Raw genomic sequence first — 19,058 nt, 5'->3', positions numbered from 1 at the left:
GACCAGCCGATTATTCAGCAGGAACTGGATCATGCAGTGACCTCCTCACGATCGCGCTGCCACACCGGTTTACCGCTGACCCAGGTTTGCGCAATGTTGCGATCGTCTCCCAGCGTCATCATCACAAACAAACGTTCCCAGATATCTTTGCTGTTGGCGCTGCGCAGTTTTTGCAGCGGTGAAACTGCGGGGTCGATCACCACGAAATCCGCTTCTTTACCGGGATTGAAATTGCCAATTTTGTCGTCGATATCCAGCGCATGCGCGCCACCCAGCGTTGCGTGGTAAAAGGCTTCGCAGGCGCTGAGCTTGTACTGCTGTAACTGCCCAACTTTGTAGGCTTCCCCTAGCGTTTGCAGCATATTGAAGGTGGTGCCGGCGCCCACATCCGTTCCGATGCCCATGCGCACGCCCTGCTGCCAGCAGCGTTTAATGTTAAACAGGCCACTGCCGAGGAACAGGTTCGACGTCGGACAAAAGGCGATAGAGGAATCCGTGTCGTGCAGGCATTGCCACTCGTTCTCTTCCAAATGCAGACAGTGAGCAAAAACGCTGCGTTTGCCGGTGAGCTGATGATGATGATAAACGTCGAGGTAACCATCCCGCGCCGGGAACAGCGATTTGACCCAGGCGATCTCCTGCTGATTTTCACTCAGATGCGTATGCAACCAGGTATCCGGGAACGCTTCGCGCAGCTGACGGACTTTTTCCAGCAGTTCTGGCGAGGAGGTCGGCGCGAAACGTGGCGTCAAGGCATAGCTCAGACGACCACGCTGATGCCAGCGTTCAATCAGTTCACGTGAATCCTGATAGCTCTCTTCCGGCGTTTCTGTCAGATAAGTGGGTGCGTTGCGGTCCATCATCACCTTTCCGGCAATCAGACGCATATCCAGCTGTTGCGCGGCATGAAACAGCGCATCGACCGATTGTTTGTGCACCGTGCCAAACACCAACGCCGTGGTGGTGCCGTTAGACAGCAATTGTTGCAGGAAGAAGGCCGACATCTGTGCTGCGTGATCCGGACAGTGATACTGACTCTCGACCGGGAAAGTATATTGGTTCAGCCACTCCAGCAGCTGTTCGCCGAATGCGCCAATCATCTCGGTTTGCGGATAGTGAATATGGGTATCAACAAAGCCCGGCACGATCAGCTTGCCGCGCAGATCGATGACCGTGGCGGCATCAACGCGCCCTTCTGCGATCTCCCAACTTTCAAGCGACACCACCTTACCCTCGCGTAATGTTAGCAAGCCGTCTTCGAGGTAGCGCGCATGCGCAGCGATATCATCGGGCTGAGAAGCCAGTGCGGTGAAATCAAAAAAGCTGGCGCGCAGTAGCGTTTCAGAGGCGTAAGGCATAACGGTTCCTTGATAAGTAAAATTGCAATGAGTTGCCTTAAAGGTGTAGTGCAAACGCTATGCCAACGCGAAAATTAATTAATGTTGTTATTTTTCAATGTTTTATTCATTTTTTGTAGCGCCGAAACCGTTTCTGAATCGCAATCGAATGCGCAACCGTTTGCTAACATTAGCAACCGATTGCGGAGTGATTCAAAGCCAGGTTGAAGGTGAATACTCGACGAATACAGGTTAATAACAGCCATTTTTATGCGTCATTTAGGTGCAGCGTCGCACGGTTTCCGTGCAGATCTTTTCATCAGGGATGGGTAACGATGGGCTGGAAGCGAGATATGGCTAATTGGAAAAGATCAATTTATGAAAAACCCATAAATTGTTGACAATGATAAATATGAAAGGACGGAATGAATCCAATAATGCTAAACATCGCACTGGCACACGGATGTATTAGCCTAAGAAAAACCCGATAAAAATCGTCTTGTTAAAACTCAAAAAAGAAGATTATTGTCTGCTTTTCCTTAAATCACGTTGATATTAATTGGGATTTATCTCTATTAAAACTAATATCAGCCCTCCAGGGTATACCACCACATAAGAGCGACGTTTATGTTTAATCGCACGATATCAGGAGTGGCCAGTGCCATTCTGTTAACTTTGTCACCCTTAACGCACGCAGCCAGTTCATTACCCACGCCAACAGAAGCTGACTGGACCGCTAAAGAATTTAGCTTTAATAGCGGTGAAAAATTAAAAGACGTGCGCATTCACTACATTACTTTAGGTGATAAGAATAAACCAGCGGTATTATTACTGCACGGAACCAATCAACCCCTCAGCGCACTGCTGGCACCGGGATTTGCCGGAGAGTTATTTGGCCCGGGACAGGCGCTGGATGCCAGCAAGTATTTTATTATCATTCCGGAAGGAATTGGATCAGGGAAATCATCTAAACCTTCTGATGGCTTGAGAATGGCATTCCCGCATTACGATTATGACGATATGGTGACCGCGCAATATCGGCTGATTAAAGAAGGCCTGGGCATTTCCCATTTACGCCTGGTGATGGGTTATTCCATGGGGGGTATGCAGACCTGGCTTTGGGGAGAAAAATATCCCGGCATGATGGATGCACTGGTCCCGATGGCATCGCAGCCGAATGAGTTATCGGGCCGCAACTGGATGCTACGCCGTATGCTGATTGAGTCGATCAAAGGCGATCCTGCCTGGGCCGAAGGCAACTATCAGCAGCAACCCCCTACTTTAAAAACCGCGAATATCATGTTCAGTATTGCCACCACCGGCGGCACTCTGGCTTATCAACACAAAGCCCCAACGCGCGCACTGGCGGATAAACTGGTGGAGGCACGCCTTGCTGCACCTGTCACCGCGGATGCCAACGATTTCATTTATATCTGGGGTTCATCGGCGAATTATAATGCCATGCCCGGATTAAGCCGTATTACAGCACCGATGCTGATCATTAATTCAGCAGATGATGAACGTAATCCGGTTGAAACTGGCATTATGCAGAATGAACTGCATCAGATTAAGAAAGCAGAATTATTGCTTATTCCAGCCAGTGCTGAGACCAGCGGCCATGGCACCATGATGCAAGCAAAGTTTTATCATAAAAAACTTCAAACCTTCCTGGCTGAGACTGCCAGCCCCTAGCATTTGAGTTAAGTCAGATCGCCGACTGGAAGTCATGTTCATGGCTTCCCGTTTTCATTAAAAATTCATTTTCACTACGCCTTCATCTTTTTCAATTAAACGTTCTCAGGGAATAGTCCATGTTTCGTAGAATAAAGATCCGTACCGCCCTCAGCATCATGGTTTTTTCATTAACGGCATTATTGCTGTTCGTCGGTATTTTAGGGTTATTTGCCGTACAGTCTGGCAATAAATCCTTTGCCACCGTCGATACAGAAGTCCTGCCGGGCCTGGTGGCACTTAATGAAAGTTCAGAATTATTACTGCGCGGGCGCCTGGACTTGCGTTTATATGAATCACTGGTGGGCAGTGGTGAAACCGAAAAAGCCAAAGTCGCACTGGAACGCGCCAGAGGTAAAATAGATAACGCCAGCGCTAAGTGGCAGGAATATCTTAAATATCCGCAATCATCAGCGGAGAAGCCGATTGCCGCTGAGATGGCCACCACGCGTGCTGCACTGATGAAAGAGTTTATTGATCCGGCTTTTGCCGCGCTCGAAGCAGGCAAACTGGATGAGTATCGCCAGCGTGCAGGGAAATCAACTGCGTTGTACGGCGCCTTTGATAAAGCCTCTAAAGCGCTGGTCGCATTCAAAATTAAAAGTATCGATGTCGCCTATAGCGACTCCAGCGATCGCGTTCAGCGCATGGCGTTTACGCTCTACTTTTGTATTGCCTGCGCGCTGGTGCTGGCTGGCTTAGCCTGGTCGGTGATGACCCATCTCGTCGTTAAGCCGCTCAATCATGTGATTAATGTGTTTGACCGCATCGCCGAAGGAGACCTGCGTGCGCGTATCGACATCTCTGGTAAAAACGAAATAGCGCAATTGTTTGCCGCGGTACAACGTATGCGCGATGGCCTGGTGAACATGGTGCTGATGGTGCGCCATGGCACCGATGCCATCGGCTCCGGTGTTGAGGAGATCGCCATTGGCAATATTGACCTCTCCAGTCGTACTGAGCAACAGGCTGCCTCGCTGGATGAGACGGCTTCCAGCATGGAACAGATTATGGCGACAGTAAAAAACAATGAGGACAATACGCGCAAAGCTAACGCACTGTCGCAGAAGGCCTCTGACTCTGCCTCGCGGGGTGCAACGGTCGTCTCTGAAGTGGTCACCACCATGAGTTCTATTGAGAAAAGTTCAGCTAAAATTGGCGACATCGTTGGTGTGATTGACGGCATCGCCTTCCAGACCAATCTGCTGGCCTTAAATGCAGCCGTTGAAGCCGCTCGCGCCGGTGAAGCGGGACGCGGTTTTGCGGTCGTCGCTTCGGAAGTTCGGGTGCTTGCTCAGCGCAGCGCCACCGCTGCGAAGGAAATTGGCCTGATGATCAATGACTCGCTCAGCAACATTGAGCAAGGTTCAGGCTTGGTTAAGGATGCTGGCGTCACCATGAATGAAGTGATGCTCGATGTGAAGAAAGTGGTCGATATCATGGATGAAGTGATGTTGGCTTCCGGCGAGCAGACTCGCGGCATATCACAGATCAATATCGCTATCCAGCAGATGGATGGCGTGACGCAGCAGAATGCTTCGCTGGTGGCTGAAGTCGCTACCGCAGCGAGTTCTCTGCAACAGCAAGTGGTGAATTTGCAGCAGTCGGTGACACAATTCCAGGTTGATGAGGACGCCACACCGGTGACTTCTGATCGTTATTCCGACGCACATCAGGTAGCACTCATCCCGCTAAGTTAAGCAGTTACGCGGCGCGAATGCCCTCACCATTAACCTGCCCGTCCCCTTTACATGTGAGACGGGCAAAATCACTCATCTCAAACACCCTGATCGCTCTTCCTTCCGCACCCAATACGCCTCACTACAGTTTTATGCTGGGTTACCGATAACAGATACGTATTCGGAATTTTCAGTGACGCAGGACGCATTCTGGAAAAATAAACCTCAAATGTGATCCAGTTGGGTGGAAGGTCAATCATGTTAAAAACATTACGCTCGCGTTTAATCGCTATCAGCGTGGTTATTACGGCAGTATCCCTTATCGCACTTGCCACTTTTACTTACACCACGGTGCGTGGCAAGACACTTGAGAGCATTGATGAGCGGATTGGGCAGCTTTCGCGGATTCATGCCGCCGAACTGGCTGGCTGGGCAGCAGAAAAACAACGTATCACCGGATCGATCAAAACGGCGTTTGGCCGTCACGACGATGCTGTTCCTTTTCTCCGTGCTGCGATCGAAGCAGGCGAGTTTGATGATGCCTACATCGTCTATCCTGAGCCGCATTCCCATGTGTTCGTGCACCCTATGCCAGCAACCTATGATGGCAGCCAACGTCCGTGGTATCTGGAAACCGTCAAAGCCGGCCATCCGGTGTTACTGGATCCGTATGTCGATGCCTCAACGGGCAAGCTGACCATTACCTTTGCTCAGCCGATTGTGGATAACGGTAAAACATTGGGTGTAATAGGCAGTGATTTGCACCTCGATACCGTCTCCAATACGGTGAGTGCCATCCATCCACTTGAGAAGAGTTTTGCCTTCCTGGTCGACAGCAGCGGTAAACTGATTGCCGCGCCGCAAGCAGATCTGATTCTCAAGCCAGTGACCGAGTTATCACCTTCACTCGATATCAACACTATCCATAATCTGGCCAGCAATGGCGGTCATGCCGAATTGACCATCGGTGGCGAACAGCAGTTTGTTTACGCGTCCCCCGTTAAAGGGACGCCATGGTCACTGGTGATCGCCGTTGATCGTAATGAAGTGACGGCATCACTGACGACATTACAGCGTGAAAGCATCCTCATTACTCTGGTGAGTCTGATTATTACCGCGCTGATTGCCGGGCTGGTATTCAACCAGCAGTTGCGTCGCCTCGCCATTTTACGTGATGCCCTGGAAGACGTGGCTTCAGGGGAAGGTGACCTGACGCGTCGCCTGGATGTGCGTGGCGGAGATGAGCTGGCGCAGATATCAGCGGCGTTCAACCGTTTTGTTGAAAAACTCTCGGGCGTGCTGCTTCGTGTGCGTGAAGGTGCAAACAACATCGCGCTTGCCTCCAGTGAAATCAGTGGCGGTAATAATGACCTGGCCTCTCGCACCGAGGAGCAGGCATCGAGCCTGGAAGAAACGGCAGCTACGTTAGAAGAGCTGACTTCAACGCTGAGCAATACCGCCAATAATACCGAACAGGCTCGCCAGTTTGTCAGCGGCGTAGCTACGGCGGTCAGAGATAACGGCACCGTGATGAACGCTGTATCCTCACGGATACAGGAGATTTCGAACGATTCGCAGAAGATGTCCGAAATCATCAAGGTGATTGATGGCATTGCATTCCAGACCAACATTCTGGCACTGAATGCCGCTGTTGAGGCTGCGCGCGCCGGAGAATCAGGCCGAGGCTTCGCGGTGGTCGCCAGCGAAGTCCGCAGTCTGGCTCAGCGAAGCGCAGGTGCCGCGCGCGAGATCAAGACACTGATTGATGACACGGTTTCACGCGTGACTTCAGGCAGAGAACTGGTCGTCAAAGCCGATCAGGGTATGTCCAGCATTGTGTCTGATATCCACAACATGACGCAGTTGATTGAAGAAATCGCCCATGCCAGCCGCGAACAGAGTGAGGGTATCGGTCAAATCAACATCGCAATGGGACAAATTGACACCACCACGCAGCAGAATGCAGCGTTGGTTGAAGAGTCAGCCAGTGCCGCCCTGTCGATGTCAGAGCAGGCTGCAGTGATGGCAGAACTGGTCAGCACGTTTAAATTGATGGATAGCACTGATGCCATGACACCGAGATCTGAAAATTTCGTCAAAAAGCCGGTTCTCTCCCCGCTAAAATCGCGCGCAGCGCTGGTAACAGCGGGCACCTCCCCGGAGGATAACTGGCGTTCCTTCTGATTCACTGAGCTAAACAGGCACCTGGTGTCGGGGTGATAAACTTCGATGCCAGGCTTGCTGAAAGACCTAACCCAAGATAACAGCAGGCAGCCCCCGATCCGCATTGCGTTGTATCTTCTCTTCCCCGCATAAAACCGCATTCTTACGTATGCTAACTATTTTCTGCACAGGCTAATCCCACATTTATCGCAACAGTGATAAATGTGCATGCATGGAGGGTTTATGATGACTTCCACCTTCACCGTTTCACCTTAATAACTTATTGCAGTAACTCCCCTCAATCAGACGGTCTTCCGTCCTCAGGTGCTTCGAATACCCTATTCGTCGCATGGGGTTGCCTTCCATCTGGAGCGCGACCCGCTCACCAGCGCTAAACCTTAGCAATTCTGTCAATCAGCTTAACTGGCGCAAAAGGAAATTTAAGTGGGGCTTAGCTGTTTGATTCCGCAATGCACCCATTTATCAAGCGACATAGTCAAAATTTTTTGTTAAAGTTCATCATCATATCGTAAGGTTTTTATAATGAACAACAGTATTGATGAGTTATTAAAACGTGGTAATAATAATTTAGACCTGCTGAGAATTTTGGCTGCAATAGCTGTAATTGTTTATCACTCCTTTGCCCTAAATCCTTCCTGGGGATTATCTGACCCAACAAAATATTTATTCACTTACGTCACCACTGGTGGGCTGGCTGTTAAAATATTCTTTTTTGTAAGTGGCCTGCTCGTTACAAATAGCATCCTGACGAACAGATCGATATTCCATTTCATTTGCTCTCGCTCTCTCAGGATCTTTCCTGGCCTATTATTTGTCGTGTTTATTTCTGCTTTCATTATAGGGCCAGCAATAACCAAAGTCGACTTAGTGGATTATTTCAAAAGCCCAGTAATTTACGAATATGTTTACAAAAACATGATTCTGGATACAAAGTATTTCCTTCCCGGAGTGAATTTCGTTAATGGTTATGGATTTAATGGTTCAATTTGGACGATAAAATACGAGTCATACTGTTATTCATTTCTTGCGATGGCCTTTGTGCTTCAGGCCTTGAGAAGTAGGGTTTTATCCTCTTTAATATGCCTGGCAATTATCATCGAGCCGTTAACCCCTTTCAAGGGGGTTCTTTTTGCCTCCAGCGATAACAACGCCATTTATTTACTCGCGCCATGTTTTTCACTGGGTGCACTGCTGGCAATAAATAAAAATCAATTTAGCAAGAATTTACTGATGCCTGTTTTTCTTCTTGTGGCCTCTCCATTCTTTAAAGACAAAGAAAATGTGTTTTCCTGGCTGATATGTATTAGTTTTTGCTTGCTTTCGTTTCACCTCGCAACCGCGAGATGGTTCGTAAAGCTCAGACCTAAGCATGATATATCGTATGGCATTTATCTATGGGGCTTCCCTATTCAGCAAGTTTTTACCCTTCACTCGCCATTAAACCCAATTCCTGGGATCATTCTTCCTCTAATGGTTACGGCCTGCCTTGCCTTAGTTTCATGGATATATGTAGAGAGGCCATCCTTGCAACTTTCAAAAATAATCAATAAGAAATATAGTGAGCTATTTGTTAACTCATTAAAGACAAATAAGCAGGAATGATTTTTCTTGCTATTTTTAGCATTACCCAGATATGGCAAGTTATGCCATATCTGGCGCACCAAATATATTAACTTTTAAAAGTTACTGCGTCTAACTAGATAAGTTGGAGTCAGTCAGTACTTTCATTGACTGCTGTTCGCCACCAGCCAGCGCTTATGAAAAGGCTGTCATGTTTTATCCAGGCAATAAAAAACCCGCCTAAGCGGGTTAGCTTAATGTTCAGGAATTTTCTAACTCCTCCTGAACCTCGAAGAACCTTTGTCTAAACTTTAAAGGCTCTCTAATGTATCTGATAGGTGCATGCGCTGCACCTACATCACTAATGATAAGAGTGCCGTAACCCAGTAAGCGACCAATAATGCCTTGTTTGACTTGCAGGCTGGAAACTTTTTTAATTGGTATTTCGACAGTATCCCGGCGAATAAGGCCAGACTTCGCGATGAGTCGCTTGTTTGTAACGCCAGCCTCATTTGACCTGATCATTAAATAACCTAGAGGTATTAATAGAAAACCAACAATGGTGGCAAATCCCAAGATTAATCCCCAAATCAGCCAAGGCAACCATGCCCAAAGCGTTACTTTCCCACGGTATAGAACCGTTTCATTACCTACCAAGTTTGAATCAATATATGACATTCCATTATCCCCAAAGCAACGAAGATAAGAATATTAACAGTTTCTAAACACTTAGTAATGGCTAATGAGATAAATCTTATTGAAGTTTTTTTAATTTGACTTACTGCAATCGAATTAACCAGAAACTCTTGGTAGGTTCATGTTACTGCAATCGCTTCAACTTTCAGAATGGCTTTTCCATTGTGCTAAACGTGATCCATCCCGACCAGATGTCACCATCACGTTTCACCCAAGAGACTACGGTAAAACTGAAGAGCAGCATCTCAGATTTGTGTTTGTGCCAAGGCGTTTGGATCCGCAAGATAAACCATGGTTTTCCACCGCCGGCATTAGCGCCCGCTGGAATGCAGCAACTAAGCGGGCGGGAATAAAAAGGAGAAATCCTTACCAGACAAGGCATACTTACGCTTGCTGGATGTTATCCGCGGGAGCCAATCCAACGTTCATAGCAACGCAAATGGGCCATGAGAATGCACAGATGGTTTATGATGTTTATGGCTCAATGATCATAAAGTTTAGCGGTAGCCAGGTTGACATGCTCAATACTGTGCTGGCAATTTAGTTTACCCCCTATATGCCCCTTTCGTAGTTTAGAGTTGGTTTTTTAGTCTTAAAATCAATTGGTTAACATTGACGTACAATTGTTTAAGGAACAGTGAGATGATTATTTTTGTCACTGGCGCCACCGCCGGTTTTGGTGAAAGCATCACCCGTCGCTTCATCGCTAATGGTCATAAAGTGATTGCCAGCGGACGTCGCGCAGAGCGTCTGAAAGAGCTGAAAGATGAGTTGGGTGCCAACCTTTACACCGTTCAGTTGGATGTGCGTAATCGCGCCGCTATTGATGAAGCTATCGCTGCGCTGCCCGCAGAGTGGCGTGATATCGACGTACTGGTGAATAACGCCGGTCTGGCATTAGGGATCGAGCCCGCGCATAAAGCCAATATTGAAGATTGGGAAAACATGATCGACACCAACAACAAAGGTTTGGTGTACATGACGCGTGCCGTGCTGCCCGCCATGGTGGAGCGCAATGTCGGTCACATCGTTAACATCGGCTCCATCGCTGGCAGCTGGCCTTATCAGGGCGGCAACGTTTATGGCGCGACCAAAGCGTTCGTGCGCCAGTTCAGCCTTAATCTGCGTACCGATTTGCACGGCACCGCGCTGCGCGTCACCGATATCGAGCCGGGCTTAGTGGGCGGCACCGAGTTTTCTAATGTGCGCTTCAAAGGCGATGATGGGCGTGCAGATGCCGTTTACGAAGGCACCACCGCGCTGACAGCGGAAGATGTCACTGAAGCGGTATATTGGGTCACGACACTGCCTAAACACGTCAATATCAATACGCTGGAAATCATGCCGGTCTCCCAGACGCTTGCAGGTCTGAAAGTGTATAAAGGCTGATTATTGTCATGGGCGCACAGGTTGCGCCCTTCGCTTATGCCCGGCCCCAACCGGCAACAATAATTAACATACCGCTAAACGCCACCAACGCGCCAACCCAATCCCACGTACTCAGTTTGACGCCATCCACCACGCGCAGCCAAATCAGCGCCGTCACAACATAAACACCACCGTAGGCCGCGTATACCCGGCCACTTGCCGCCGGATGAAGGGTCAGTAGCCAGACAAACAGCGCCAGACTCACCGCTGCAGGAAGTAATAGCCACGCGCTCATTCCCTTCTTCAGCCACAGCCATGGCAAGAAACAGCCGACAATTTCGGCAATTGCAGTCAAAAAAAACAGCAAAGTGGTTTTCAACAGCATAGAAAATCTCTCTCTCGCCTAAACAAAAGGCTCACCGCTGGTGAGCAAAGTTGCAGCGATGATATACTAGCCCTCATGGTTGTAACAGCCGGGTTTCTGGCTGTGCTGGTGTTAACTAAAGGAAATCACAATGAAAAACCTGTTTTCTCTCCTGCTGACTGTGACGTTAACCTGCGGTGCGCTGCTGACTGCACCGCTGGCATCGGCCCAAACTGACCGCCTGATCATTGAGAATGGCAACAGTGCTTCCAGCAACGAAGCCGCGCGTCAAAGTAAAGAGCAGTGGAACGACACCAAAAATCTGCGCAATAAAGTGAATACGCGCGTGGAGAAAGAGTTCGATAAAACCGATAAGGCTTTTGACACCCGTGATAGCTGCGAGAAGAGCTATAACGTCAATGCGTATTGGGAACCAAATACCTTGCGCTGCCTTGATCGTCGTACCGGCCGTACGGTCGCACCTTAATTCGCTGTTGCTGCTATAGTTTTCAAGGGAATTCAGAACCAAGGAGAGTGTGATGAAAAAGCGTAATGCAGTGATGTTGATGGCAATGCTGGTGTTGCCGGTGCTGGCACAGGCTTCCTGTGAAAGTGTCAAAGCAGATATCAGCAAGAAAATCGTCAGTAATGGCGTGGCCGAATCAGACTTCACGCTGGATATTGTGCCTAACGATCAGGCCGATCAAGCGGGCGGTCAGGTGGTGGGTCACTGCGAAAATGACAGCCAGAAAATCGTGTATAAGAAAAACGGCCGCGATAGCGAAAGTGATGTCCCGGCCAGCGCAGGCAGTTCACAGGATGCCCCAGCGCAGTAATCGTGAATGGGCGGCCGATGGCCGCCCTTTTTCATTCCGCTTCAGGCCGCTGGCGCGGCATTAACCACGCAATCCACAACGTCAACATCGCAATGGCCAACGCCACCACAAATACCCAGTGCAGCGAAGCGGCGATCTGATTTGTCCACTGATGCAATGTCGCTTCGGACAGTGACTGACGGCTTTCATGTGACATGATTTGCTGCATCGGATCGTGGGCCTGCGGCAGACGCTGTGCAAGATTGAAGTTCAGCACCGCTCCCATTAACGCAGTACCAATCGCCGAACCCAGCATTCGACTAAACATAATTGACGCAGTGCAAATGCCACGAATGTCGTAATGGGCATGGTTTTGCACCGACACCAGGAAGGTGGTGCTGGTCATGCCCATACCCGTGCCAATGACAAAGGCAGTCAGCCCGGCTTGCATAATCGAACTGTCGGCACGCAACAGCAGTAGCAGCGCGCTGCCCGCAATCAATAACAAGGCTCCCAGCTGCGCGGTAAAGCGATAGGACGTGACTAACATCAATCGACCACTCAGCGTGCTGGCTAACGGCCAGCCAATCGACATCATCGCCAGCGCACTCCCCGCCTGCAGCGGTGTACCGCCAGTAATACCCTGAATCCACGTTGGCAGAAAAGCGCTGATGCCCATCATGGTGGCGCCAATAATTAGATTGCCGGCATTGCCTGCCAGAATGAGACGGCTGCGCCAGATGGCGAGAGGAAACAGCGGCGCCTCAGCACGTTGCTCGTGCTGCTTTAACTGCCAGCCCGCCAGAAGCGCTAATAATAAGAAAGCCAGCAGCCAATAGCCAAGGGCATCCGCCTGCAATAGCGCAACCAGTAACGCGGTGACGCAGATCATCAGCCAGCAGCTGCCGGTAAAATTCAGCGTTGCCCCTTTATGATGCTCACGCGCCGGTAAAAAGCGCGCTAACAGCAGCATGGAAAACAGGCCAATCGGCACGTTAACCCAGAAAATCACCGACCAGTTAAAGTGCTGTACCAGCCAGGCTCCGCTCAGTGGCCCAATAATAGCCGCGACACCCCAAACACTGGAGAGCCAGCCCTGCACATTGGCACGTTCACGCGGAGAATAGATGTCAGCCACAATGGTGCTGGTGAGCGGCATAATCGCGCCTGCCCCCAGCCCCTGAAACGCGCGGAATAGAATTAACCACGTCATGGTGTGCGCAAACCCGCACAATATCGAACCCATCAGGAACAGCGAGACGCCAATGAAGAAGAGCCGTTTACGGCCCCACATATCAGCGAGCCGTCCATAAAGTGGTACGCTCACCGCCTGCGTCAGCAAATAGATCGAGAAGACCCAGCCAAACTGCGAAAAACCACCGAGTTCAGCAATGATGGTCGGCATCGCGGTCGCCACAATCGTGACTTCAATCGCAGCCATAAACATGGCTAGCATGCAGGCGATAAGGATCCAGTGGCGATGTTCCGTGTTCAATTCTGCAGTTTCAGTCATACGTCTCCTTTTTTCTCTCAAGGCTAGCTGATTTTCCATCAGACGAGTTTCCTCTGTGTGCGCCTGCAATGTGACAATGTCACTCAATTCGATGAATTTTTTTATTGTCAGATGATGCCTTGTTTCATGCGGGTTAAGAAGGTTTTAACCCCTTTTCTATCTGTCTGATTTTGCCGTAAAAACTGGCGCATTGCGCTAAGTATTGCTATAGCTTTTAACAGCAGTTTCCAGTTATTCACTGGAAAAGCAGCATCTAACAGTCATTTTATCTGTAATTTGATGCGGTTCAGGTCTTTCGTATGTGATTCTTTCTTCACTACACCCTCAACCGTGAAATGACATAACAAGATCGAGCAATTTGTCGAATCAGGGAGACTCTCGCATGCATAATGCATCGCTCATCAGTAGAGCCGGGCTGGCACTGCTGGCCATCGTCGCGGTGATTGCCCTGCTGGTTTGGGGAATCGGGCTGAATACGCTGCGCGACCGGCAAGAAGACTTAATCTATCTCGGCCAACAGCATCTGTTTTTAGTGTTTTGGTCAATGTTTTTTGCTCTGCTGATTGGTATTCCGAGCGGGGTTTTACTGAGCCGCCCGTTCGCCCGCCGCTGGGCTGAATATGTGATGCAGATCTTTAACGTCGGAAATACGTTGCCGCCGCTGGCGGTATTGGCATTAGCCATGGTTATCGTCGGGATTGGTGATCGGCCTGCGTTAATCGCCCTATTTCTCGCCTCATTGCTGCCCATTGTGCGTAATACCTTTGCCGGTTTGAGCGCGGTGCCGCCGTCGCTGATTGAAGCCGCCAACGGTATCGGCATGACCAAATTCCAGCGTCTACTTCAGGTGGAAATTCCCAATGCCCTGCCGGTGATTCTGGCGGGCGTACGCATCGCGACTGCCATTAACGTGGGAACAGCGCCGCTGGCCTTCCTGATTGGTGCCAGCAGCTATGGTGAACTGATTTTCCCCGGCATTTACCTCAATGACTTCCCAACGTTGATCATTGGTGCCGTGGCCACCGCCCTGTTTGCACTGATCCTCGATTTGCTGTTGGCAGCCCTCGGACGTTTCCTCAGCCCGCACTCTGCGGCTTAACACAAGGAGATAAGTGATGGGTATCACGTACAACTTAACGCGCTGGATGAAGTACTCCGCGCTGGCACTGGCCGCCACACTGGCCATCAGCCAATCCGCCGCTGCGGCCACACCGATTGTGATGGCAACGAAGAGCTTTACCGAACAGCACATCCTGTCTGCCATGACCGTGCTCTGGCTGCAAAAGAAAGGTTTTCAGGTGGTCCCCAAGACCAATATCGCCACGACTATCGGCCGCAATGCGATGATCAACAAGCAAATTGACATGACCTGGGAGTACACCGGTACTTCGCTGATCATCTTCAATCACATCAACAAACCGATGTCCTCAGAAGAAGCCTATAAAACCGTCAAACAGCTCGATGCCAAACTGGGGCTGATCTGGCTTGACCCCGCGCCAATGAATAATACCTATGCATTTGCCATGCAGCGTGACCGTGCAAACAAAGAAGGCATCAGCACCATGTCACAGCTCGTGGCCAAGCTGGAGCAGGTGCGCAAAACTGATCCAGACCACAACTGGAAACTCGGTCTCGATTTAGAGTTTTCTGGCCGCTCCGATGGTCTCAAGCCATTACAGAAAGCCTATAACATGCCGCTGGATCGCCCGCAGATCCGCCAGATGGACCCGGGATTGGTGTACAACGCGGTACGCGATGGCTTTGTCGATGCGGGCTTGATTTACACCACTGACGGACGAGTCAAAGGCTTTGATCTCAAGGTACTGGACGATGATAAGCACTTCTTCCCGAGTTACAACGTCACGCCTGTCGTGCGCCAGGATGTGCTGGAAAGCCATCCGGGATTGGATGCGGCCCTCAATCAACTCTCACCACTGATCACCGACGAAGCGATCACTGAGATGAACAAACGTGTTGATATCGATCACCAGTCACCGCAGCAGGTGGCGCGTGATTTCCTTCAATCGAAAAACATGCTGTAAGGAGGCGTCATGGAGACTTTGCATTACATCATGAGTAACTGGCACACCCTGATGGCGTTAACCTGGCAGCATACCTGGCTGGTGCTGGTGGCGGTGGGATTCGCCATCATCGTTGGCGTGCCGTTGGGTATTTTGATTGTGCGTTTCAAATGGCTGGCAACGCCAGTGCTCGGTATCGCCACCATTGTACTGACCATTCCGACCATTGCGCTGTTTGGTCTGATGATTCCGCTGTTTTCCATGATCGGTCAGGGTATTGGTGCTTTGCCCGCTATCTGCGCGGTGTTTCTCTATTCCCTGCTGCCGATTGTGCGTAACACCCATACCGCACTGGAGAATTTGTCACCGGGCTTGCGTGAAGCCGGCCGCGGTATTGGCATGACATTCTGGCAGCGCCTGCGCTGGGTGGAGATTCCCATGGCGCTGCCAGTGATCTTCGGCGGTATTCGTACTGCCGTGGTGATGAACGTCGGCGTCATGGCGATTGCCGCAGTGATAGGCGCAGGTGGATTGGGCTTACAGCTGCTGGATGGTATCAGCGGCAGTGACGTGCGCATGCTGATTGCGGGTGCACTGATGATTTGTTTATTAGCGATTGTGCTTGATTGGCTACTGCACCGTTTGCAGTCGGCGCTGACTCCTAAGGGGATTCGATAATGATAAAACTGGAAAACCTGACGAAAACCTTTACGCAAAAGAACGGCACCGCGTTTAACGCCGTGGATAACGTCAGCCTGGAAGTGCCTGCCGGAGAGATGTGTGTGCTGCTCGGCCCTTCCGGTTGCGGCAAAACCACCACGCTGAAGATGATCAACCGTCTGATTCCTGCCAGCAGCGGTAAGATATTGATCAACGGCGAAGACACCAGTGGACAGGATACCGTCACGCTGCGTCGTAATATTGGCTATGTGATTCAGCAGATTGGTCTGTTTCCTAATATGACCATCGAAGAGAACATTACCGTGGTGCCGCGTATGCTGGGCTGGGATAAAAAGCGCTGTCGCGAACGGGCGACTGAATTGATGAGCATGGTGGCGCTCGACCCCAGCAAATTCCTACATCGCTATCCACGAGAGATGTCAGGCGGTCAGCAGCAGCGTATCGGCGTGATCCGCGCGCTGGCGGCTGATCCACCGGTGTTGCTGATGGATGAACCTTTCGGCGCTGTCGACCCAATCAACCGTGAAGTGATTCAGAATGAGTTTCTTGAGATGCAGCGCCAGCTGAAGAAAACCGTGATGCTGGTGAGCCATGATATCGATGAAGCACTCAAACTGGGCGACCGCATCGCGGTGTTTGGTCAGGGCAAGATCGTGCAATGCGCCAGTCCCGACGAATTGCTGGCGAAACCGGCCAATGATTTCGTCGGTTCCTTTGTTGGCCAGGATCGTACGCTGAAACGCCTGCTGCTGGTGCAGGCAGGCGACGTCACCGATCAACAGCCGACCATCACCGTTAAGCGCAGCACTCCGTTGCAGGAGGCTTTCGCCACTATGGATGACAACGATATGCGATCGGTCACCGTGGTGGATAATGATGGCAAGCCGCTGGGCTTTGTAAAACGTCGCGAAGCGCGCAATGCCGCCGGTCGCTGCGAGGAGATGCTGCATACCTTTAAGGTGACGGGCAAAGCGGAAGAGAACCTGCGCGTGGTGCTATCCAAGCTGTATGAGCACAACACCGTCTGGATGCCGATCGTGGATGAGGAAGGTCGCTACAGCGGTGAGATTTCGCAGGACTATATCGCGGATTACCTCAGCTCAGGACGTACGCGCCGTAGGTTGAATCCATAGCAAACGCACAATGGCTGAATCTTAAGGAACAGTGCACGACAGCCCGAATGCAGATAAACCGCACAACAGCTGAATTTTAGAGCAAATCGCACGAAAGCCCGAACGCAAACAAACCGCACGACAGCTGAAACGTTGGAAGAGGCGGCAGAGGAGTAAAGCGTCCTGCGCCAGGGATGGCGCGGGCCGAGCCCCAGGGATGGTTTACGGCGTCTTTACGATCTGCCGCCTCTTCCGACGTACGCACTGACTCACAGTCAGTGGTTTAAATCCCCACCTCATCCGACGTACGCACCGACTCACAGCCAGTGGTTTAAATCCCACCTCTTACGACATACGCACCGACTCACAGCCCTTGGTTTAGATCCCCGCCTCTTCCGACATACGCACCGACTCACAGCCAGTGGTTTAGATCCCCAATTCCCCTAACGCAAAATCAGTGATTTTCCTCCACCGCATTAACCATCCGTTCATCCCCCCGTTCCGATGGCAGCACAATATTCAACAGCATCGCCAGAATGCCACCCGTGGTCACCGCATGACCAAACAAATTACTCACCAATGATGGCAACTGTTTCAACACCTCGGGTACCGCTTCCACACCTAAGCCAATGCCAAATGACACCGCGACGATTAACATCTCACGGCGGCCCAACGGTGACTGCGTCATCACCCGAATACCTGCCGCCACCACACTGCCAAACATCACCAGGGTCGCGCCACCAAGGACCGGCGCAGGGATTTGCTGCAGCACATTGCCGATCACCGGAAACACGCCCAACAGTAACAACATCAGGCCAATCACCATACCAACATAACGGCTGGCCACGCCGGTCATCTGAATCACGCCATTATTTTGCGCAAAAGTGGTGTTGGGGAATGCCGAAAACATCGCGGCGAACAGGCAGCTCATACCATCTGCCAGAATGCCTCCCTGCAAACGACGCTGAAAACCTTCGCCCTCAATCGGTTGTTGCGAGATCAGGCAATTCGCTGTCAGATCCCCTACCGCCTCAATCACGCAAATCACCGACACCAGCGCAATCGGCACGAAAATGCTCCAGCTAAAATCAAAGCCAAAGCGGAAAAATGAAGGCAAAACCAGCCAGTGACTGGACATCATCGGTTTGATGGGCAGATGGCCGGTCAGTGCCGCCGCCAGACAGCCAACCACAATGCCTGCCACTACCGCGACAAGGCGCATCCAGCGATTTTGGGAGCGGTTAAGCACAATGATCACCAGCAGCGTCAGCCCGCCCAGCGCCAGATTCCCCGGAGCGCCAAAGTCAGCGGCGTTATGCCCGCCTGCCCAATCGGTGATGCTAACTTTAATCAGGCTGATACCGATCAAGGTAATCACCGTGCCGGTCACCACTGGCGTCAGCACTTTCCTCAGCGGCGCCACACAACGGCTGATCAACATCGGAATAAACGCTGCCACGAAGTTGCAGCCCATGATCATCGCCATCACAGCTTCCGGTGAACCGCCCTGCGCTTTCACCATCAAACCACCAGACAAAATGACACCCAGAAAGGCAAAGCTGGTGCCTTGCAGGCAAATCATGCCCGCCCCAATCCCCATAAAGCGACGCGCCTGCAGAAACGTCCCTAAACCGGAAACCAGCAAAGACATGCTGATCAGATACGGAATGTAAGTCTGCAATCCGAGGATTGAACCAATAATCAGTGGCGGCGTAATGATCCCCACCACGCTGGCAAGGACGTGCTGCAACGCAGCGAAAAAGGCGGGAACAGGACCAATACGGGCATCAAGCCCATACAATAAACCTTTTGGGGAGTGTGACATAAGTGTGCTCCGGCAGAATATTCATCAGCAGGGCTGATGCATGATTCACGCCATTGGCACTCATAATGAGGAGAAATTTTATAACAGAATGAAAATAATAGGATTTAAGTAGGATGTTCTCGGATGCTGAATCCGAAACCTTAGATTCAGCCACCGATCATTTGCATCACTT

Annotated in this window: 16 protein-coding genes and 1 pseudogene; 12 read left to right on the top strand and 5 right to left on the bottom strand. The window is 50.8% G+C overall.

The window, feature by feature from the left end; all coding sequences use genetic code 11:
• Window positions 1-29 precede the first annotated feature (29 nt).
• A complete protein-coding gene (guaD, locus tag ACCW76_RS00305) occupies window positions 30-1,358 on the bottom strand; it encodes a guanine deaminase (protein ID WP_436337395.1) in 1,329 nt (442 codons plus the stop codon).
• A gap of 606 nt (window positions 1,359-1,964) precedes the next feature.
• On the opposite strand from guaD, the gene ACCW76_RS00300 reads away from it, so the two are divergent.
• The 4 genes from ACCW76_RS00300 to ACCW76_RS00285 all read left to right on the top strand — a co-directional run bounded on the left by ACCW76_RS00300 (window position 1,965) and on the right by ACCW76_RS00285 (window position 8,533).
• Window positions 1,965-3,029, top strand: coding sequence for an alpha/beta fold hydrolase (locus tag ACCW76_RS00300; protein ID WP_436337394.1), 1,065 nt, complete (start codon window positions 1,965-1,967; stop codon window positions 3,027-3,029).
• Between the two features lie 119 nt (window positions 3,030-3,148).
• Window positions 3,149-4,768 carry a methyl-accepting chemotaxis protein gene (locus tag ACCW76_RS00295; protein WP_436337393.1) on the top strand — a complete coding sequence of 540 codons (1,620 nt, stop codon included), beginning with the start codon at window positions 3,149-3,151 and terminating at the stop codon, window positions 4,766-4,768.
• Between the two features lie 237 nt (window positions 4,769-5,005).
• Complete coding sequence (locus tag ACCW76_RS00290) at window positions 5,006-6,931, top strand: methyl-accepting chemotaxis protein (RefSeq protein ID WP_436337392.1); 1,926 nt, start codon at window positions 5,006-5,008, stop codon at window positions 6,929-6,931.
• 522 nt (window positions 6,932-7,453) lie between these two features.
• Complete coding sequence (locus tag ACCW76_RS00285) at window positions 7,454-8,533, top strand: acyltransferase family protein (RefSeq protein WP_436337391.1); 1,080 nt, start codon at window positions 7,454-7,456, stop codon at window positions 8,531-8,533.
• Between the two features lie 219 nt (window positions 8,534-8,752).
• Here the strand turns inward: ACCW76_RS00285 and ACCW76_RS00280 are convergent, their stop codons facing one another.
• Window positions 8,753-9,169 carry a PH domain-containing protein gene (locus ACCW76_RS00280; RefSeq protein WP_436337390.1) on the bottom strand — a complete coding sequence of 139 codons (417 nt, stop codon included), beginning with the start codon at window positions 9,167-9,169 and terminating at the stop codon, window positions 8,753-8,755.
• Window positions 9,170-9,386: 217 nt separating this feature from the next.
• On the opposite strand from ACCW76_RS00280, the pseudogene ACCW76_RS00275 reads away from it, so the two are divergent.
• Together ACCW76_RS00275 and ydfG are read left to right on the top strand one after the other, a co-directional pair.
• Window positions 9,387-9,731: pseudogene (locus ACCW76_RS00275) on the top strand (tyrosine-type recombinase/integrase); the annotation flags it as partial.
• A 98-nt stretch (window positions 9,732-9,829) separates the two neighbouring features.
• Complete coding sequence (gene ydfG, locus ACCW76_RS00270; protein WP_436337389.1) at window positions 9,830-10,576, top strand: bifunctional NADP-dependent 3-hydroxy acid dehydrogenase/3-hydroxypropionate dehydrogenase YdfG; 747 nt, start codon at window positions 9,830-9,832, stop codon at window positions 10,574-10,576.
• A gap of 34 nt (window positions 10,577-10,610) precedes the next feature.
• Here the strand turns inward: ydfG and ACCW76_RS00265 are convergent, their stop codons facing one another.
• The gene (locus ACCW76_RS00265; RefSeq protein ID WP_436337388.1) at window positions 10,611-10,940 is read right to left on the bottom strand and encodes a YnfA family protein; all 330 of its coding nucleotides are present in this window, start codon (window positions 10,938-10,940) and stop codon (window positions 10,611-10,613) included.
• Window positions 10,941-11,070: 130 nt separating this feature from the next.
• Here ACCW76_RS00265 and ACCW76_RS00260 point away from each other — a divergent pair, with 130 nt between their 5' ends.
• Together ACCW76_RS00260 and ACCW76_RS00255 are read left to right on the top strand one after the other, a co-directional pair.
• Window positions 11,071-11,406, top strand: a complete 336-nt coding sequence (locus ACCW76_RS00260; protein WP_045833376.1) for a DUF1283 family protein — start codon at window positions 11,071-11,073, stop codon at window positions 11,404-11,406.
• A gap of 52 nt (window positions 11,407-11,458) precedes the next feature.
• Window positions 11,459-11,755, top strand: a complete 297-nt coding sequence (locus tag ACCW76_RS00255) for a DUF1161 domain-containing protein (RefSeq protein WP_038646911.1) — start codon at window positions 11,459-11,461, stop codon at window positions 11,753-11,755.
• Window positions 11,756-11,786: 31 nt separating this feature from the next.
• On the opposite strand, the gene ACCW76_RS00250 is transcribed toward ACCW76_RS00255, so the two are convergent.
• Complete coding sequence (locus ACCW76_RS00250; RefSeq protein ID WP_436337387.1) at window positions 11,787-13,247, bottom strand: MDR family MFS transporter; 1,461 nt, start codon at window positions 13,245-13,247, stop codon at window positions 11,787-11,789.
• A gap of 382 nt (window positions 13,248-13,629) precedes the next feature.
• Here ACCW76_RS00250 and ACCW76_RS00245 point away from each other — a divergent pair, with 382 nt between their 5' ends.
• The 4 genes from ACCW76_RS00245 to osmV are packed head-to-tail and all read left to right on the top strand — an operon-like array spanning window position 13,630 to window position 17,082.
• Entirely contained in the window at window positions 13,630-14,346 is a 717-nt protein-coding gene (locus tag ACCW76_RS00245) for an ABC transporter permease (protein WP_436337386.1), read from the top strand.
• Window positions 14,347-14,392: 46 nt separating this feature from the next.
• On the top strand, window positions 14,393-15,289 hold the full coding sequence (locus ACCW76_RS00240) for a glycine betaine ABC transporter substrate-binding protein (RefSeq protein ID WP_436337671.1): 897 nt from the start codon (window positions 14,393-14,395) through the stop codon (window positions 15,287-15,289).
• A 9-nt stretch (window positions 15,290-15,298) separates the two neighbouring features.
• Window positions 15,299-15,946 carry an osmoprotectant ABC transporter permease OsmW gene (gene osmW, locus ACCW76_RS00235; protein WP_034823432.1) on the top strand — a complete coding sequence of 216 codons (648 nt, stop codon included), beginning with the start codon at window positions 15,299-15,301 and terminating at the stop codon, window positions 15,944-15,946.
• Window positions 15,946-17,082 (top strand): osmoprotectant ABC transporter ATP-binding protein OsmV, encoded by a 1,137-nt coding sequence (osmV, locus tag ACCW76_RS00230; RefSeq protein WP_436337385.1) that lies wholly within the window; start codon window positions 15,946-15,948, stop codon window positions 17,080-17,082. Before osmW ends, osmV begins: the two co-directional genes overlap by 1 nt.
• A gap of 433 nt (window positions 17,083-17,515) precedes the next feature.
• Here the strand turns inward: osmV and ACCW76_RS00225 are convergent, their stop codons facing one another.
• Window positions 17,516-18,886 carry a nucleobase:cation symporter-2 family protein gene (locus ACCW76_RS00225; protein WP_436337384.1) on the bottom strand — a complete coding sequence of 457 codons (1,371 nt, stop codon included), beginning with the start codon at window positions 18,884-18,886 and terminating at the stop codon, window positions 17,516-17,518.
• Window positions 18,887-19,058 lie beyond the last annotated feature (172 nt).

This window comes from Pantoea sp. C8B4, from assembly GCF_051336905.1.
Lineage (GTDB): Bacteria > Pseudomonadota > Gammaproteobacteria > Enterobacterales > Enterobacteriaceae > Pantoea > Pantoea rwandensis_B.
Note: the sequence above shows the minus strand (reverse complement) of the source record. Positions and strands in the feature narration are given on the sequence as shown.

Coding starts and splice junctions, on each gene's coding strand:
- guaD (WP_436337395.1), bottom strand. CDS start 1,358: ATGCCTTACGCCTCTGAAACGCTACTGCGCGCCAGCTTTTTTGATTTC.
- ACCW76_RS00300 (WP_436337394.1), top strand. CDS start 1,965: ATGTTTAATCGCACGATATCAGGAGTGGCCAGTGCCATTCTGTTAACT.
- ACCW76_RS00295 (WP_436337393.1), top strand. CDS start 3,149: ATGTTTCGTAGAATAAAGATCCGTACCGCCCTCAGCATCATGGTTTTT.
- ACCW76_RS00290 (WP_436337392.1), top strand. CDS start 5,006: ATGTTAAAAACATTACGCTCGCGTTTAATCGCTATCAGCGTGGTTATT.
- ACCW76_RS00285 (WP_436337391.1), top strand. CDS start 7,454: ATGAACAACAGTATTGATGAGTTATTAAAACGTGGTAATAATAATTTA.
- ACCW76_RS00280 (WP_436337390.1), bottom strand. CDS start 9,169: ATGTCATATATTGATTCAAACTTGGTAGGTAATGAAACGGTTCTATAC.
- ydfG (WP_436337389.1), top strand. CDS start 9,830: ATGATTATTTTTGTCACTGGCGCCACCGCCGGTTTTGGTGAAAGCATC.
- ACCW76_RS00265 (WP_436337388.1), bottom strand. CDS start 10,940: ATGCTGTTGAAAACCACTTTGCTGTTTTTTTTGACTGCAATTGCCGAA.
- ACCW76_RS00260 (WP_045833376.1), top strand. CDS start 11,071: ATGAAAAACCTGTTTTCTCTCCTGCTGACTGTGACGTTAACCTGCGGT.
- ACCW76_RS00255 (WP_038646911.1), top strand. CDS start 11,459: ATGAAAAAGCGTAATGCAGTGATGTTGATGGCAATGCTGGTGTTGCCG.
- ACCW76_RS00250 (WP_436337387.1), bottom strand. CDS start 13,247: ATGACTGAAACTGCAGAATTGAACACGGAACATCGCCACTGGATCCTT.
- ACCW76_RS00245 (WP_436337386.1), top strand. CDS start 13,630: ATGCATAATGCATCGCTCATCAGTAGAGCCGGGCTGGCACTGCTGGCC.
- ACCW76_RS00240 (WP_436337671.1), top strand. CDS start 14,393: ATGAAGTACTCCGCGCTGGCACTGGCCGCCACACTGGCCATCAGCCAA.
- osmW (WP_034823432.1), top strand. CDS start 15,299: ATGGAGACTTTGCATTACATCATGAGTAACTGGCACACCCTGATGGCG.
- osmV (WP_436337385.1), top strand. CDS start 15,946: ATGATAAAACTGGAAAACCTGACGAAAACCTTTACGCAAAAGAACGGC.
- ACCW76_RS00225 (WP_436337384.1), bottom strand. CDS start 18,886: ATGTCACACTCCCCAAAAGGTTTATTGTATGGGCTTGATGCCCGTATT.